Source organism: Nocardia amamiensis NBRC 102102, from assembly GCF_001612745.1.
In the GTDB taxonomy this organism is placed as follows: Bacteria; Actinomycetota; Actinomycetes; order Mycobacteriales; family Mycobacteriaceae; genus Nocardia; species Nocardia amamiensis.
The window spans coordinates 18,342-32,830 of record NZ_BDBA01000076.1; the positions used below are offsets into that span (position 1 = coordinate 18,342).

A 14,489-nucleotide genomic window follows, 5' to 3' on the forward strand; every position below is an offset into this window, starting at 1 on the left:
GGTTCGGCACCGCGGATGGTTCGCACCACGCATTCGGCCAACCTCCGCGCTGCTGTATTGCGGTGCATCGCTTCACTCCCAGGGTCTCCGGGACCGGTGATTCGATACCGGTCGGCATGTCGTCCCCCGCCGCTCACAATCCGAGAGCTACATTCAAGCAATCATAATTCTCAAGTAGAGGTTTAGACTGTGACAATTGTGGCTATTGTGACCATTGATACATCAGGTAGTAACCCGAATTGCTCATGCTCACTGGTTCGACCTGATTGGAGACGCTCGTGCGGTACCGCAAACCGAAACGTTCTTACGTGCTCCCGGTTGTCACCACCCTCGCGGTAGCGGCGCCGCTCGTCACGCTCACACTCGGTGATTCGACCGACTACCAAACCGCCAACGACAGCCAACCGGCCGCAGTACCGGCCCAACTCGCCGAGGTCACGCTCACCAGAGCACCCGACATCGTGCTGCCGCTGCGCGAGCTCACCGGACTGGACCTGCCTGATCTGCGCCTTTCCGACCTGCGCATGCTGCCGATTCCGGAATCCATTCCGGTGCCGGACGGACTACCGCTACCACCCGGCGTGCGGTTACCCGAACGAATACCCCTACCCGAAATAAATTCCGGCCAAACCTCCGGCCTCGATGTAATCCCAGGTCAGACATCCAACAGCCCGAATTCGCCCGCTCCGGTGAATGCCGGAATCGCCCCGGGCAGCGTGCGCTTCATCGCAGACCCCGACCGGCTGCACCCCGGCACCACGCCCGACACTCCAGCGTTATCACCCGGCGCACTGACCCCCGAACTGATGAGCCAGGTGGGGGCGCAGGTGAAGGAACTCTCCCGCGACACCCCCTTCAGCATGGTCGCGCTCACCGCCAAGGAACTGGCGAACACCAAGGCCACCATCCGAGCCCGGCAATCCAACGGCACCTGGGGCCCGTGGTACGAGACCGAACCGGTCGACACCCACCGTTCTGACCACTCCGGCCCCGGCGCGACCAACGGAACCGAGCCGATCTACGTCGGCAACACGAACGCGGTGCAGGTGCTGGTCACGCGGAACCAAGCCGCGGCGCCGGAGGTCGAGCCAGTGGCGCAGCCGGGTGCGATCGCGGAGGATCCGGTCCAACAGACCGACCCGCAGCCCGGCGAACCTCCCGAGGAGACGAACGCGCAGCCCGGCGACCCGGCCGAACAAACCGACCCACACCCCGGCGTCCCCACCCAACAGACCGACCCGCAACCCGGCGACCCGGCCCAACAGACTGGCCCACACCCCGGCGACCCGGCCCAACAGACCGACCCGCAACCCGGCGACCCCGCCCAACAAACCGACCCCCGCCCAGGCGAGCCTGCGCAGCCCCGCTCCGACGATGTCGCCCAGCTGATCCCCGACCTGACCGCAGTGCTCATCGATCCCGGCCGCGGCACCATCGACGGTTTACTGCACAACGTGGCCGCGGCACTGCCCGGCGGCGGGCCTGCCGTCATCACCCGGGCCCAGTGGGGCGCGGACGAATCGATCCGCTGCGACGAACCCACCTACGACGACGGCCTCGGCGGCGTCACCGTGCACCACACCGCCGGCCGCAATGACTACAGCAAGTCCGAATCGGCCGGGATCGTCCGCGCGATCTACACCTACCACGCGAAAACATTGGGCTGGTGCGACATCGGGTACAACGCGCTGGTCGACAAGTACGGCCAGGTCTTCGAAGGACGCTTCGGCGGCCTCGACCGACCGGTGCAGGGCGCGCACGCGGGTGGGTTCAACGAGAACACCTCCGGTGTCGCGCTGATGGGCGACTACGAATCCATCCAACCGACGCAGGAGTCGATCGACGCTATCGGCGCTTTCGTCGGCTGGCGCACCAAGGTCGCCGGGCTGAATCCCAAGGGCTACACCACGATGTATTCCGAGGGGACGCCGTTCACCCCGTATCCCCAGGGTGAGGCCGTGCGGCTGCCGATCGTCTTCGCACACCGCGATGTCGGCAGCACCAACTGCCCCGGCGACGCCGCGTACGCATTGATGAACCGAATCCGCGACATCGCCGCAGGCGCGCCGGGCGCCCCCGGCGGATACCACCCGCAGACGCCACCGGGCACCGAGCTCGACGTGGCCGCCCTCGCCGAGTTGACGACCAAGCTCCTGAACATGGTGCACGACAACATCATCGCCAGGCACTGGTCGCAATCCGGCGGACCGAACGGACCGCTCGGCGCCGCGCAGTCGGAGGTACTTCCCGCAGCGCATGGCCAGCAATACGCGAAGTTCACCAATGGCTACGTCTACACCGTGCCGGACGGCCAAGTCGTCGAAGTGCTCGGCACCATACGGGACCGCTTCCTGCAGCTCGGGGCCGACACCGGCATCCTCGGGCTCCCGCTGCGCGGCGCCTATCCCGTCCCGGACGGCCTGCGCGCCGACTTCCAGCACGGCTCACTGATCCTCAACCAGCTCACCAACATCGTCACCACTATCTTGAAGACTCACAACGACACCCACCGGGAGGAACCGCGCCGAAACAGCCCGGCCGCGGGCCCGGCTCCGGCGAACGTCCCGGACCAGGCCGGTGCCGCATCGTCCAGTGGCTCCGAGCACGTTTCCGTCGCAAGGTGACTCGGCGCCGCCATTGTCGAACTCAGACCCACCAGCGTTCGAGAACGCGGGCGACTCCGTCATCGGAGTTGGATTCGGCGATCTCGTCGGCGGCCGCGAGGGCTTCAGGGTGCGCATTGCGCATCGCGACGCCGTGCCCGGCCATCGTGAGCATGGGGACGTCGTTGGGCATGTCGCCGAACGCGACGATGGCGGCCGCGTCGACGCCGAGACGCTGGGCGACCACCGCGAGACCCGAGGCTTTGGTGATGCCGGGCGCGGACAGTTCGATGAGGCCGTGCTCGGTCGAGTAGGTGATGTCGGCGCGCTCCCCGATCAGCGGCGCGAGCACCGTGCGCATATCCGAGCTGCGCGCGCCGGGTAGCCGGATGAGCATCTTGATGGCCGGTGCGTCGACGACTTCCTCGCGGGCGACCGAGGTGTCGTCCGGGTTGAGCCAGGCGTGCTCGTACTGCGGTGAGCTGACGAATTGCGGCGTCACCGCGTCGTGCGCGCTCTCACCCACCCGTTCCGCCGCGAGCCCGCAGCCGGGCAGCGCCCGCTCGGCGACATCGGCGAGCCAGGTCAGCGTCGCCACGTCCAACGTCCTGCTGGCCAGTACCCGATCGGACGCGCTGTCGTAGACCACGGCGCCGTTGCCACACACGCACAGCGGCGCATACCCCAGGCCCTCCACCACCGGCGCGATCCAGCGCGGCGGACGCCCCGTGGCCAGCACAAACGGCACACCGTCCGCAATCAGCGCGCCCACCGCGGCCTTGGTCCGCGCGGTCACCCGCTCGTCGTGATCGATGAGCGTGCCGTCCACATCGGTGGCGACCATCTTCGGTTTGGGCAGGTGCAAGGGCCTCACCTCATCCATCCTGCCGGACGACTCCTGTCGACCGCCCGGTCCGTCGCAGGATCGGGGTCGGACATGCCCGAACGTCACGTGGCACGCGCGCGGGCAAGCACGTCCTTATGATCGGGGGCTAATACCGACGCTGGCTCGTCCAGCCGAAAGACCAGAGGACTGATGACCGGCTTCCTGCTACGACGCGCGCTCAACTATGTCGTGCTGTTGCTGCTGGCTTCGTTCCTGACGTTCAGCCTGGCGTCCCTGACGTTCCGGCCCCTGGACAGTCTCGAACAACGCAATCCGCGACCGCCGCAGGCAGTGATCGACGCCAAGGCCGAGGAGTTGCACCTCAACGATCCGATTCCGGAGCGATACCTGACCTGGATCAAGGGCATCCCGCAGGGTGATTTCGGTACCACGTTGGCCGGTCAGCCGGTGAGCGCGGAACTGCCGCGGCGGGTGGCGGTCAGTCTGCGGTTGCTGGTTGTCGGCTCGCTGGTCGGTACCGTGCTCGGGGTTCTGATCGGCGCGGCGGGAGCGATCCGGCAATACAAATTCAGCGACTACTTCACCACGGTGGTGTCGCTGCTGGTCTTGAGCACGCCGGTGTTCCTACTCGCGACGTTGCTGAAATACGGTGCGCTGGAGGTAAATTCGGTCAGCGGCGAGCAGATCTTCCTGTACACCGGCGAGACCTCGGCCACCAGGATCGATGGCTTCTGGGCGCAGCTGCTCGACCGTGTCCAGCACCTGATCCTGCCAACGATGGCCCTGGCACTCGGTGCCATGGCGGGCTACAGCCGCTACCAGCGCAACGCGATGCTCGACGTACTGCAGAGCGATTTCATCCGCACCGCCCGCGCCAAGGGCCTCACCCGCAGCAGAGCGCTGTACAAACACGGCCTGCGCACCGCCCTGATCCCGATGGCGACGCTGTTCGCCTACAGCCTCGGCGGTTTGATCACGGGAGCGACTTTCACCGAGAAGATCTTCGGCTGGCACGGTGTCGGCGAATGGCTGGTCGATTCGATCAATGCTCAGGATCTGTACGTAGTGGTGACGGTGACCGCGTTCGCGGGCTTGGTCGTGCTGGTGTCCGGCCTGCTCTCCGACATCGTGTACGCGATTCTCGACCCCAGGGTGCGTGTGGGATGAGCGACAGGCCCGTAGGAGGCAGCCCGCGTAACCACGCAGGGCCCGCGAATCCCACCATGGGGGCAGCATGACCGAAGCCGAAATCATCGTCCAAGGCGCTCCCGAAGTCGCCGCGACCGGACGGCGCAAGCTGGTGCTGCGGCGCTTCCTGCGCAACAAACCTGCCGTCGCGGGTGGCATTGTGCTGATCTTGCTGTTCGTCGCCAGCTTCGCGCTCCCACCCCTGCTGCCGTACGACTACCAGCAGCTGGACTACACCGCGCTGCTGCAGCCGCCGAGCCTCGAGCATCCATTCGGCACGACGCAGATCGGTCAGGACGTGCTCGCGCAAACCCTGCGCGGCCTGCAGAAATCCTTGATCATCGGCCTGTGCGTGGCGTTGTTCTCCACCGCGATCGCGGCGACCGCCGGTTCGCTGGCCGGGCTGCTCGGCGGCTGGACCGATCGCGCGATCATGTGGCTGGTCGACCTGCTGCTCGTGGTGCCGAGCTTCATCATCATCGCGCTGTTCGCGCCGCGCACCAAGGGCAGCGGATCCATTCTGCTGCTGATCATCCTGCTGTCCTGCTTCGGCTGGATGATCTCCGCGCGGATCGTGCGCGGCCTGACGCTGAGCCTGCGCGATCGCGAATTCGTCCGCGCCGCACGGTATATGGGCGCGCCCACCCGGACGGTGATCCTCAGCCACATCATCCCGAACATCGCCTCGATCCTGATCATCGACACCACGCTCACCGTCGGCTCGGCGATCATGGCCGAAACCGGCCTGAGCTTCTTGGGCTTCGGCGTGCAGCCCCCGGACGTGTCGCTCGGCTCGCTGATCGCGACCGGCACCAAGTCGGCGCTGACCTATCCGTGGCTGTTCCTGTTCGCGGGTGGTCTGTTGATCACCACCGTGCTGTGCGCGAACCTGGTCGGCGACGGGCTGCGCGACGCGTTCGATCCCGGCGCCAAGCGAGCGCGGTCGAAGAAGAAGGCGAAAGCATGACCCACTCGACCACACCGCTGCTGGAGATCACCGATCTGCACGTCTCCTTCCCGAGTGAGGAAGGCCGGATCGACGCGGTCCGCGGTGTCACCTACACGGTGTCCGACGGTGAAGTGCTCGCCATCGTCGGCGAATCCGGCTCGGGCAAGTCGGTGTCGTCGCTGGCGGTGATGGGGCTGCTGCCGGAGCAGGCGCGGATCACTGGCTCCATCCGGTTCCGCGGCCGCGAACTGCTCGGGCTCGGCGACCGGCAACTGTCCCAGTTGCGCGGCAGTTCCATCAGCATGGTGTTCCAGGACCCGCTGTCCGCGCTCACCCCGGTCTACCGGGTGGGCGACCAGCTCGCGGAAGCCCTGCTGGCGCACGGCAAGATGAGCAAGTCCGAGGCCGCGAAACGGGCGGTGGAACTGCTCGACCTGGTCGGCATCCCCGACCCGGAGCTGCGGGCCAAGGCATTTCCACATGAGTTCTCCGGCGGCCAGCGCCAGCGTGTGGTCATCGCGATGGCGATCGCCAACGATCCAGCGCTGATCATCTGCGATGAGCCGACCACGGCGCTCGACGTGACAGTGCAGAAGCAGATCCTCAACCTGTTGCGCAAGGCGCGGGACATCACCGGCGCAGGCGTCATCATGATCACCCACGACATGGGCATCGCCGCCACGCTGGCCGACCGCGTCGCCGTGATGTACGCGGGCCGGATCGTCGAGACCGCCGCCACCGCGGAGCTGTTCACCGCGCCGCGAATGCCCTACACGGTGGGGTTGCTCGGCTCGATTCCGCGGATGGACGGTCCCCCGCGCCGTCCGCTGATCCCGATCGTCGGTGCGCCGCCCGCCATGCACGCGCTGCCGCCGGGCTGCACGTTCGCGCCGCGCTGCCCGGTCGCGATCGATGAGTGCCGCGCTGCCGAACCGCCTCTGGAGCCGACCGATCCCGGGCACTCCGCCGCCTGCATCCGCACCGCCGAGGTGGGCACGGACGCGCTGTTCGAGGCCTACCGCAGCGAGATTTCCGCGCCGGAGGCCGAGGCCGAGGTGGACTCCGAGGTGGTGCTGCGGGTTTCCGACCTGGTGAAGGTCTTCCCGATTACCTCCGGTGTGGTGCTGCGCCGCCGCAAGGGCGAGATCCGGGCCGTGGACGGCATCAGCTTCGAGGTGCGGGCCGGACGAACCTTGGCGCTGGTCGGCGAGTCCGGCTCCGGGAAGTCCACCACGCTCACCCAGATCCTCGATCTGGTTCGCCCGCAGGCGGGCACCATCGAGATCATGGGCAGCGACGTCGCGTCGCTGAGCAGGGCGCGCAGGCGGGAGATCCGCAGGAAGATGCAGATCGTCTTCCAGGACCCCACCGCCTCGCTGGACCCACGCCTGCCGATCTTCGACGCGCTCGCCGAGCCGCTGCGCGTCGACGGGCGTCCGCGGGCCGAGATCGCCCGGCGGGTACCCCAGTTGCTCGAGCAGGTCGGGCTGCGCCCGGAACACGCCGATCGCTACCCCGCCGACTTCTCCGGCGGCCAGAAGCAGCGCATCAGCATCGCCCGCGCGCTCGCGCTGGATCCGGAGTTGCTCGTGCTGGACGAGCCGGTGTCCTCGCTGGACGTCTCGATCCAAGCAGGTGTGCTGAACCTGCTGCGCGATCTGCAGACCGAGCGCGGGCTGTCCTATCTGTTCGTCTCCCACGACCTCTCGGTGGTCCGGAACCTGGCCCACCACATCGCGGTCATGTATCGGGGCAAGATCGTCGAATATGGCTCCGCCGAACAGATTTTCGCGGCGCCGGCGCACGAGTACACGCGTGCGCTGATCGATGCCGTGCCGGTACCTGTGGTCAGCCGCTAGGAAGGACAGCCCGATGCGGATCCGATCCACCCGAAACACCCGCCCGCGGCCGGTGCGCTGGGCGGCTCCGCTCGTCGCGCTCGGGCTCGCGGTCGCGGGCTGCGGCGCGGACGACGCCGAATCGGCGAAGGGGCTGTCCGACGCGATCGGCACCACCAGCGACATCAATCCGCAACTCCCGGACGAGCTGCGCGAAGGTGGCAATCTGCGCTTGGCCACCACCTCGTTTCCGGCGAACTGGAACACGCTGTCCAACGATGGGCACGAGGCCGAGATCGGCGACATCGAGCGGCCCTTGATGCCACGCTCGTTCAACACCGACGCCGCCGGGCAGCTCACCGTCAACAAGGACTACTTCACCGACGTCCAGCTGACCGGCACCGACCCGCAGCAGGTCACCTACACCATCAATCCGAAGGCCGTCTGGTCCGACGGCACCCCGATCACCTGGGAAGACATCCGCTCCCAGGCCAACGCGCTCAGCGGCGCCGACAAGCGCTTCCTGATCGCCATCACCAGCGGCTTCGATCGCGTGGAGAAGGTCGAGCGCGGCGTCGACGACCGGCAGGCGATCATCACCTTCAAGCAGCACTACGCGGAGTGGCGCGGCCAGTTCGCCGGGAACATGGCGCTGTTCCCGAAGTCGGTGACCGCCAACCCCGACTCGTTCAACCACAGCCTGGCCGACCACATGGGACCCACCGCGGGCCCGTTCGTGGTCGAGTCCACCGATCGCACCCAGGGCCGCATCGTGCTGGCCCGCAACCCGAACTGGTGGGGCGACAAGCCGAAGCTGGACACCATCACCTACAGCGTGCTCGACCGCGCGGCCTGGGTCGGCGCGCTGCAGAACAACGAACTCGACGCGGTGCGCCTGAGCACGATCGACGACGTCAAGACCGTGCGCAGCACCTCAGGGCTGATCGTGCGCCGAGCGCCGGGCAATCGCTGGCGGCACATCACGTTCAACGGCGCCCCCGGTTCCATCCTCGCCGATCCGAAAGTGCGCGTGGCCATCTCCAAGGCCATCGACCGCCAGGGCATCGCCACCGCCACGCAGAACGGACTGGTGGAGCACCCGAAACCGCTGAACAACCACGTCTTCCTGCAGGGACAGGAGGGCTACCGCGACAACAGCCTCGGCTACGACCCCGCGGCCGCGGCGAAGGAACTGGACGATCTGGGCTGGAAGCTGGTCGGCGACGTCCGCGAGAAGGACGGCCGCAAGCTGGTCATCCGCGACGTCATGTACAACGACCCCACCTGGGTGCAGATCGCGCAGATCGTCCAGCAGAACCTGGCCGCGATCGGGGTCGGGCTGGTGATCGACACGCGGCCGGGCGCGGGCTACTTCACCGACGTGATCCAGCCCGGTGATTTCGACGCCGCACAGTTCATCTTCGCCGGCGACGCGTTCCCCCTCAGCAGCATCCCGCAGATCTACGCCTACAACCCCGACGACCTGCAGGGTAACTACGGGCGCATAGGCTCGCCGGAACTGAACACCCTGATCGACCGCACCCTCTCGGAGCTGGACCCGGCCAAGGCGATCGAGCTCGCCAACCAGGTCGACCGCGCGGTCTTCGAGGAGGGCCACTCGCTGCCGCTGACCCAGTCCGAAGGAAACGTCGGTATCCGCGCCGACATCGCCAACTACGGGTCCCCTGGGCTCGCCTCATACGACTACACCAGAATTGGTTTCCTGAAGTAGACACGCAGCGGCGCTGCGGGAAGGAGCGAACCATGCGGATTCGTTCACTGACGACACGACTGGCGATCGCCGCTGTCGCGATCGGATTGGTGGCCTCCGGGTGTAGTTCGGACGACGAGGGCGCGCCCGCGGGCTCGGCCGCCGAGCTCGGCACCACCAACGACATCAACCCGCACGATGTCAGCGAGCTGCGCGACGGCGGCAACCTGCGCTTGGCGATCTCGTCGTTCCCCGCGAACTGGAACAGCTTGTCCAACGACGGGAACGATGCGGAGACCGGCGCGCTGGAGCGGCCGATGATGCCGCGCGCCTTCCGGACCAACGCGGCGGGTGAGCTTTCGATCAACACCGACTACTTCACCGACATCCAGCTGACGAACACCAACCCGCAGCAGGTGACGTACACCATCAATCCGAAGGCCGTGTGGTCCGACGGCACCCCGATCACCTGGGAGGACATCCAGTCGCAGGCCAACGCGCTCAGCGGCGTGGACAAGGCGTTTCTGATCGCCAACAACAGCGGGTTCGATCGGGTCGAGAAGGTCGAACGCGGCGTGGACGACCGGCAGGCGATCATCACGTTCAAGCAGCACTTCGCCGAATGGCGCGGACAGTTCGCGGGCAACACCTTCCTGTTCCCCAAGTCCGTCACCGCTACCCCCGAGGCGTTCAACAAGAGCCTCGTCGACGGCATCGTGCTGACCGCGGGACCGTTCCTCGTGCAGTCCACCGACCGGGCACAGGGGCGGATCGTGCTCGGCCGCAATCCCAAGTGGTGGGGCGACACCCCGAAGCTCGACACGATCACCTTCAGCGTGCTCGATTCCTCGGCTCAACTGCCCGCATTGCAGAACAACGAGATCGACGCCGTCGGTCTCGGCACCCGCGACGAACTGCGGACCGCGCGGAACACCCAAGGCATCGCCATCCGCCGCGCGCCCGGCAACAGCTGGAATCACTTCACGTTCAACGGCGCCCCCGGCTCCATCCTCGCCGACCCGAAGCTGCGGGTGGCGATCTCGAAGGCGATCGACCGCCAGGGCATCGTGACGGCCATCCAGAACGGCCTGGTGGAGAACCCGAAACCGCTGAACAACCACATTTTCATTCAGGGGCAGAAGGGATACCAGGACAACAGCCTCGGCTTCGACCCGGCCGCCACGGCCAAGGAGCTCGATGACCTGGGCTGGAAGCTGGTCGGCGACGTCCGCGAGAAGGACGGGCGCAAGCTGGAGATCCGCGACGTCATGTACCAGGACGACACCTGGGTGCAGATCGCGCAGATCATCCAGCAGAACCTGGCCGCGGTCGGCGTCAAACTCATTATCGAGACCAAGCCGGGCAAGGGCTTCTTCACCGACGTGATCCAGCCGGGCAACTTCGACGTCGCGCAGTGGACCTGGGTGGGTGACCCGTTCCCGCTCGGCAGCCTCAACCAGATCTACGGCTACAACCCGAACGATCTGCAGGGCAACTACGGCCGCATCGGCTCGCCGGAACTGAACGCTTTGATCGAGCAGACGATCTCCGAACTCGACCCGGCAAAGGCGATCGAGCTCGCCAATCAAGTCGACCGCGCGGTGTTCGAGGAGGGCCACTCGCTGCCGCTGATGCAGTCGGCGGGCAATGTCGGGGTGCGCGCCGACTTGGCGAACTACGGCGCCGCCGGACTCGCGTCCCTGGATTACACGAAAATCGGTTTCTTGAAGTGAGTTTCGGATCGGGCCACCCGCTGGCCTATCCGCTCACGGTGACGATCGGCGCCCTGGCGGTCTGTGCCGCCTGGGCGCCGTTCGGCACTCTGGATCAGGTGGCGGCGATCGCGGCGGTCGTGCTCGGCATTCTCGGGTATACGGGGTATCGACTCGGCGGCGCGTATGGGCTGTTTCCGTTCTGGCGTTCGGGTTCCGCGCAGACCGTGCGGGTCACCCGTGTCCGCCAACAGCACCGCCTGGTCAGCCGTTCCTGGTTGCAGGTCGGCGGAACGGGTCGGCCGCGCTGGCTTCCGGTCTACTTCGACCCTGTGCTGACCACCCTCACCGAAGCCGATGCCGAGGTGACCGACCGCACGATTCACCTCGCCGGGAGACGCCTCTACCCCTCCGGGCACATCCGCGACGTCGAACCACCGGGCCGATTGATCGACAACCCCAGCCGCCCCGACCCCGACGCACCCACCCACACCGTGGCGGCTACCCGTCTGCGCCGCCGCCTCCTGCTCGACGCACAATCGACCATCGCGGCCCCCTTCGCGGCGCTGCTGTGGGTCTACATCGACGGCGGCGGCCTGCCCGCCTTCCTGGCCGCCACCACCATTGCGGCCGCTGCCACCATCTGGCTCTCCGCCATCCGCGGCTCCGACCCCACCTGATCAGCCACGGCGGCGATCCCTTGACCTGAACTGCAGTTCAGATTTCGGTCACGCCAGGTCCATCTGCCGTTCCGGGGCTGCTTGCGACCGCTCTCCCTTCCGCGCCGCCAGGATGATGAGTGCCCCGGGGATGATTCCGGCGAAGAACGGGGAAGGCACGAGAAGGATGCCACTCAGTGCGCACCACGCCGCGATGCCCCAGCCGATTCCGGCGGGCACAGCCACCCCGCGCCCAGCGAGGTGCCAGGTCAGGAATCCCAAAAGAATCAGCGGCACGGCAAAGCTTCCCGGACCGGCCCAGAAAGTGACCTTGCTCTCCAGCGATTCCACCGACTGAACGGCGTCTCCGGGATTGAGCGGCACGGCCGCCCATATCCCCAGGTCCACCCAGCCGGTGATCTCGTCTCGAGCGGCAAGCGCCAGCAAGATCAGGTGCCCCATTCCGAGCACGAGCATGATCCCGCTTGCCCAGCGGAGCAATCGCTTTCCGGAGTTCATCGTGACCTTCCTTCTTCGGACGCCGCCTCGGCATCGTTGCGGTCCAGCCAGGCGCGTTCCCATTGGCGGGTCAGCGCCGGGTAGACGATGAGGTATCGGAAAGGCTTGATGGCGGCCATGTACAGCCGCCCGAACAAGCCGTTGGGCTTGACCAGGACGGCCATCCGCAGCTCATAGTCGCCGTCGGCGCCACGAACCCAGCCGAGATGCATCACGGTGTGCACGGTCTTGTTCGCAAGCTCGCGAGCGGACTCCATATCGAGTTCGTAAACCGCTTTGAGCGGCATCTGGTCGTTGTCCACTCCGCGGGGAGCGTCGCGGAGGTCGGCGGGCAGACGGTCGCGAAGCGAGGCAACCCGCGCACCGACGCTCGCTGATTGTTTGTCCCAGCCGAGGAGTGCACCGAGCTTCCACCGAACGGCGAACAAGAACCGCACCGGCAAGGTCTGCTTCGCCGGTCCGCCGGCCGCTTGCAGCGCCGCGACCATCGCCGGGAAGTCGTCCGGCCCGGCTCCCGGCGTGCGGTACGACCACACGTCCTCGACCTCGAAGTCCTTCGTGAATTCGTGGATGCGCCACGGTTGATCGGTGTAGGTGGTCGGTGCGAGTCGCGACATGGTTCGCCTCCATTTATACGGCACCGTATAGATCATCTGTACCGTACCGAAGAAATACACCGCACTCAATGGCGGTATTGGGATTCCGGCCGTGCCTCACACCACACGAGCCTGCTGGTCAGTGCGGGACTCGAAGCTCTACTCCGGAAAAGCTCGGACCTACTCCGCATATGGGCGCAGACCGCCGAGCGCTGCGATCTCGGGCGAATTGGTATGACCACTTGACCTCCTGACCAATCGGGCGCACAGTAGACGCATGGCGTTGCAACCTGTGGTCAAGCGGTCGGTGTCGGCGGACGTGTTCGAACAGATCGCGGCGGATGTGCTCAGTGGGGAGCTGGCGCCAGGGGCGACCCTGCCCAGCGAGCGGCAATTGGCGGAGGCCCTCGGGGTTTCGCGGCCCGCGGTACGGGAGGCGCTGCAGCGGCTCGCGGCAGCCGGACTCGTTTCCGTGCGTCAGGGGGACGCGACCACCGTGCTGGACTACCGGCGCGGTGCCGGGCTCGAGGTCCTGCCCAGGTTGCTGGTGCAAGCCGGGGAGCTGGACCCCACGGTGGCGCGCAGCATTCTGGAGGCACGGCTGCACAACGGGCCGAAGGTGGCGGAACTGGCCGCACGCCGGGTCGGCGCGACCGGCGCCGGGGAGATCCGCACGCTGCTCGATACCTCCGTCGAAGCGCTTGCCGCCGAACAGGATCCGATCTCGCAGCAGCGGATTGCGATGGAGTTCTGGGATCACGTCGTGGACGCGGCCGATTCCATCGTGTTCCGGCTGATGTTCAACATGTTGCGCGCCGCCTATGAACCGGCGCTCGCGGCGCTGGCCCCGATCATGTCCGCCGAGGTGGGCAACGTCGAGGCATACCGCGAACTGGCCGCCGCCATCGTGGCGGGCAGGCCGCAGAAGGCCGCCACTAGCGCTCGGGCGCTGCTCGAGCCGGCGACCACCGCTCTGATCGAGGTCCTCGGCGGGCCGTGATCACGCATCACCTAGGAACAACCATGACGAAATCCAAGGCAGAACCGGATACGGTCGCCGAGCAGGCGCGCGCGAGGGTGCGCCGGGACGAGCGGGCATTGCGCCGCGGGCTGACTCTCGGCCAGGCGTTCGGCGAATTCCTCCGGCACCCCTCGCCGTGGATGATCGCGACCACGCTCGTGGGCGCGGTGATCGGCCGGGTCATCGTCGGCGACTGGCAAACGTCCGACCTGCTCGTACCCGCCGTGATGCTGGCGTTCTTCCCGGTCTTCGAGTGGATCGTGCACGTCACCGTATTGCATTGGCGGCCACGGCGGCTCGGCCCGATCGCTCTCGACAGCGAGCTGGCCCGCAAACACCGCGAGCACCATGTCGATCCACGCAACATCCCGCTGATCTTCATCCCGACAAAGACGCTGTCCGTGCTGGTCGTCGTACTGATCGCCCTGGCGGGGTTCGCCTTCCCGCGCCTCGGCCTCGGCCTGACCTTCCTGATCACCGTCACACTGCTCGGCCTCGGCTACGAGTGGACGCACTACCTGATCCACACCGACTACAAGCCGAAACGTTCGCTCTACCGCGCGGTCTGGCGCAACCACCGCCACCACCACTACAAGAACGAGCACTACTGGTTCACGGTCACCACCTCCGGTACCGCCGACCGCCTCTTCGGCACCTACCCCGACCCGGCCACGACAGAAACCTCCCCCACCGCCCGCAACCTGCACTCGGCCTGACCCTGAAGCGGTCGCGAGTGGCACACCACGGAGGGGTCTACTCGTGATTCGCCGCAACCTTGTGCCACTCGCGCGGCACACGTCAAGGTCTCGGCACCCGCCCGCACACCAGCCCGGTCCGCGCGAAGTC

The 14,489-nt window shown here is 66.9% G+C and carries 12 protein-coding genes; 9 read left to right on the forward strand and 3 right to left on the reverse strand.

Annotation, left to right across the window (positions count from 1 at the left end; genetic code table 11):
• Positions 1-278 precede the first annotated feature (278 nt).
• Positions 279-2,624 carry an N-acetylmuramoyl-L-alanine amidase gene (locus NA4_RS15795; RefSeq protein ID WP_067470387.1) on the forward strand — a complete coding sequence of 782 codons (2,346 nt, stop codon included), beginning with the start codon at positions 279-281 and terminating at the stop codon, positions 2,622-2,624.
• Positions 2,625-2,646: 22 nt separating this feature from the next.
• On the opposite strand, the gene NA4_RS15800 is transcribed toward NA4_RS15795, so the two are convergent.
• Complete coding sequence (locus NA4_RS15800) at positions 2,647-3,486, reverse strand: Cof-type HAD-IIB family hydrolase (protein ID WP_067470388.1); 840 nt, start codon at positions 3,484-3,486, stop codon at positions 2,647-2,649.
• Positions 3,487-3,639: 153 nt separating this feature from the next.
• Here NA4_RS15800 and NA4_RS15805 point away from each other — a divergent pair, with 153 nt between their 5' ends.
• From NA4_RS15805 to NA4_RS15830, 6 genes are all read left to right on the forward strand, one after another.
• The gene (locus NA4_RS15805) at positions 3,640-4,617 is read left to right on the forward strand and encodes an ABC transporter permease (RefSeq protein WP_067470389.1); all 978 of its coding nucleotides are present in this window, start codon (positions 3,640-3,642) and stop codon (positions 4,615-4,617) included.
• A gap of 67 nt (positions 4,618-4,684) precedes the next feature.
• Positions 4,685-5,605 carry an ABC transporter permease gene (locus tag NA4_RS15810; RefSeq protein ID WP_067470390.1) on the forward strand — a complete coding sequence of 307 codons (921 nt, stop codon included), beginning with the start codon at positions 4,685-4,687 and terminating at the stop codon, positions 5,603-5,605.
• Positions 5,602-7,446, forward strand: a complete 1,845-nt coding sequence (locus NA4_RS15815; protein WP_067470391.1) for an ABC transporter ATP-binding protein — start codon at positions 5,602-5,604, stop codon at positions 7,444-7,446. Before NA4_RS15810 ends, NA4_RS15815 begins: the two co-directional genes overlap by 4 nt.
• 13 nt (positions 7,447-7,459) lie before the next feature.
• Positions 7,460-9,157 (forward strand): ABC transporter family substrate-binding protein, encoded by a 1,698-nt coding sequence (locus NA4_RS15820; protein WP_067470392.1) that lies wholly within the window; start codon positions 7,460-7,462, stop codon positions 9,155-9,157.
• A 32-nt stretch (positions 9,158-9,189) separates the two neighbouring features.
• Positions 9,190-10,869, forward strand: a complete 1,680-nt coding sequence (locus NA4_RS15825; protein ID WP_067470393.1) for an ABC transporter family substrate-binding protein — start codon at positions 9,190-9,192, stop codon at positions 10,867-10,869.
• A complete protein-coding gene (locus NA4_RS15830) occupies positions 10,866-11,528 on the forward strand; it encodes a hypothetical protein (RefSeq protein ID WP_245671398.1) in 663 nt (220 codons plus the stop codon). Before NA4_RS15825 ends, NA4_RS15830 begins: the two co-directional genes overlap by 4 nt.
• A gap of 48 nt (positions 11,529-11,576) precedes the next feature.
• Here the strand turns inward: NA4_RS15830 and NA4_RS15835 are convergent, their stop codons facing one another.
• Both NA4_RS15835 and NA4_RS15840 read right to left on the reverse strand, forming a co-directional pair.
• Positions 11,577-12,026: a DUF6463 family protein gene (locus NA4_RS15835; RefSeq protein ID WP_067470394.1), complete on the reverse strand. Its 450-nt coding sequence runs from the start codon at positions 12,024-12,026 to the stop codon at positions 11,577-11,579.
• Complete coding sequence (locus tag NA4_RS15840) at positions 12,023-12,643, reverse strand: DUF2867 domain-containing protein (RefSeq protein ID WP_067470415.1); 621 nt, start codon at positions 12,641-12,643, stop codon at positions 12,023-12,025. Before NA4_RS15840 ends, NA4_RS15835 begins: the two co-directional genes overlap by 4 nt.
• A 256-nt stretch (positions 12,644-12,899) precedes the next feature.
• Here NA4_RS15840 and NA4_RS15845 point away from each other — a divergent pair, with 256 nt between their 5' ends.
• Together NA4_RS15845 and NA4_RS15850 are read left to right on the forward strand one after the other, a co-directional pair.
• The gene (locus NA4_RS15845; RefSeq protein ID WP_067470395.1) at positions 12,900-13,622 is read left to right on the forward strand and encodes a FadR/GntR family transcriptional regulator; all 723 of its coding nucleotides are present in this window, start codon (positions 12,900-12,902) and stop codon (positions 13,620-13,622) included.
• Between the two features lie 23 nt (positions 13,623-13,645).
• Positions 13,646-14,359 (forward strand): sterol desaturase family protein, encoded by a 714-nt coding sequence (locus NA4_RS15850; protein WP_084497122.1) that lies wholly within the window; start codon positions 13,646-13,648, stop codon positions 14,357-14,359.
• The last annotated feature ends 130 nt before the right edge of the window (positions 14,360-14,489 follow it).

Coding starts and splice junctions, on each gene's coding strand:
- NA4_RS15840 (WP_067470415.1), bottom strand. CDS start 12,643: ATGTCGCGACTCGCACCGACCACCTACACCGATCAACCGTGGCGCATC.
- NA4_RS15825 (WP_067470393.1), top strand. CDS start 9,190: ATGCGGATTCGTTCACTGACGACACGACTGGCGATCGCCGCTGTCGCG.
- NA4_RS15850 (WP_084497122.1), top strand. CDS start 13,646: ATGACGAAATCCAAGGCAGAACCGGATACGGTCGCCGAGCAGGCGCGC.
- NA4_RS15845 (WP_067470395.1), top strand. CDS start 12,900: ATGGCGTTGCAACCTGTGGTCAAGCGGTCGGTGTCGGCGGACGTGTTC.
- NA4_RS15815 (WP_067470391.1), top strand. CDS start 5,602: ATGACCCACTCGACCACACCGCTGCTGGAGATCACCGATCTGCACGTC.
- NA4_RS15800 (WP_067470388.1), bottom strand. CDS start 3,486: ATGGATGAGGTGAGGCCCTTGCACCTGCCCAAACCGAAGATGGTCGCC.
- NA4_RS15835 (WP_067470394.1), bottom strand. CDS start 12,026: ATGAACTCCGGAAAGCGATTGCTCCGCTGGGCAAGCGGGATCATGCTC.
- NA4_RS15820 (WP_067470392.1), top strand. CDS start 7,460: ATGCGGATCCGATCCACCCGAAACACCCGCCCGCGGCCGGTGCGCTGG.
- NA4_RS15810 (WP_067470390.1), top strand. CDS start 4,685: ATGACCGAAGCCGAAATCATCGTCCAAGGCGCTCCCGAAGTCGCCGCG.
- NA4_RS15805 (WP_067470389.1), top strand. CDS start 3,640: ATGACCGGCTTCCTGCTACGACGCGCGCTCAACTATGTCGTGCTGTTG.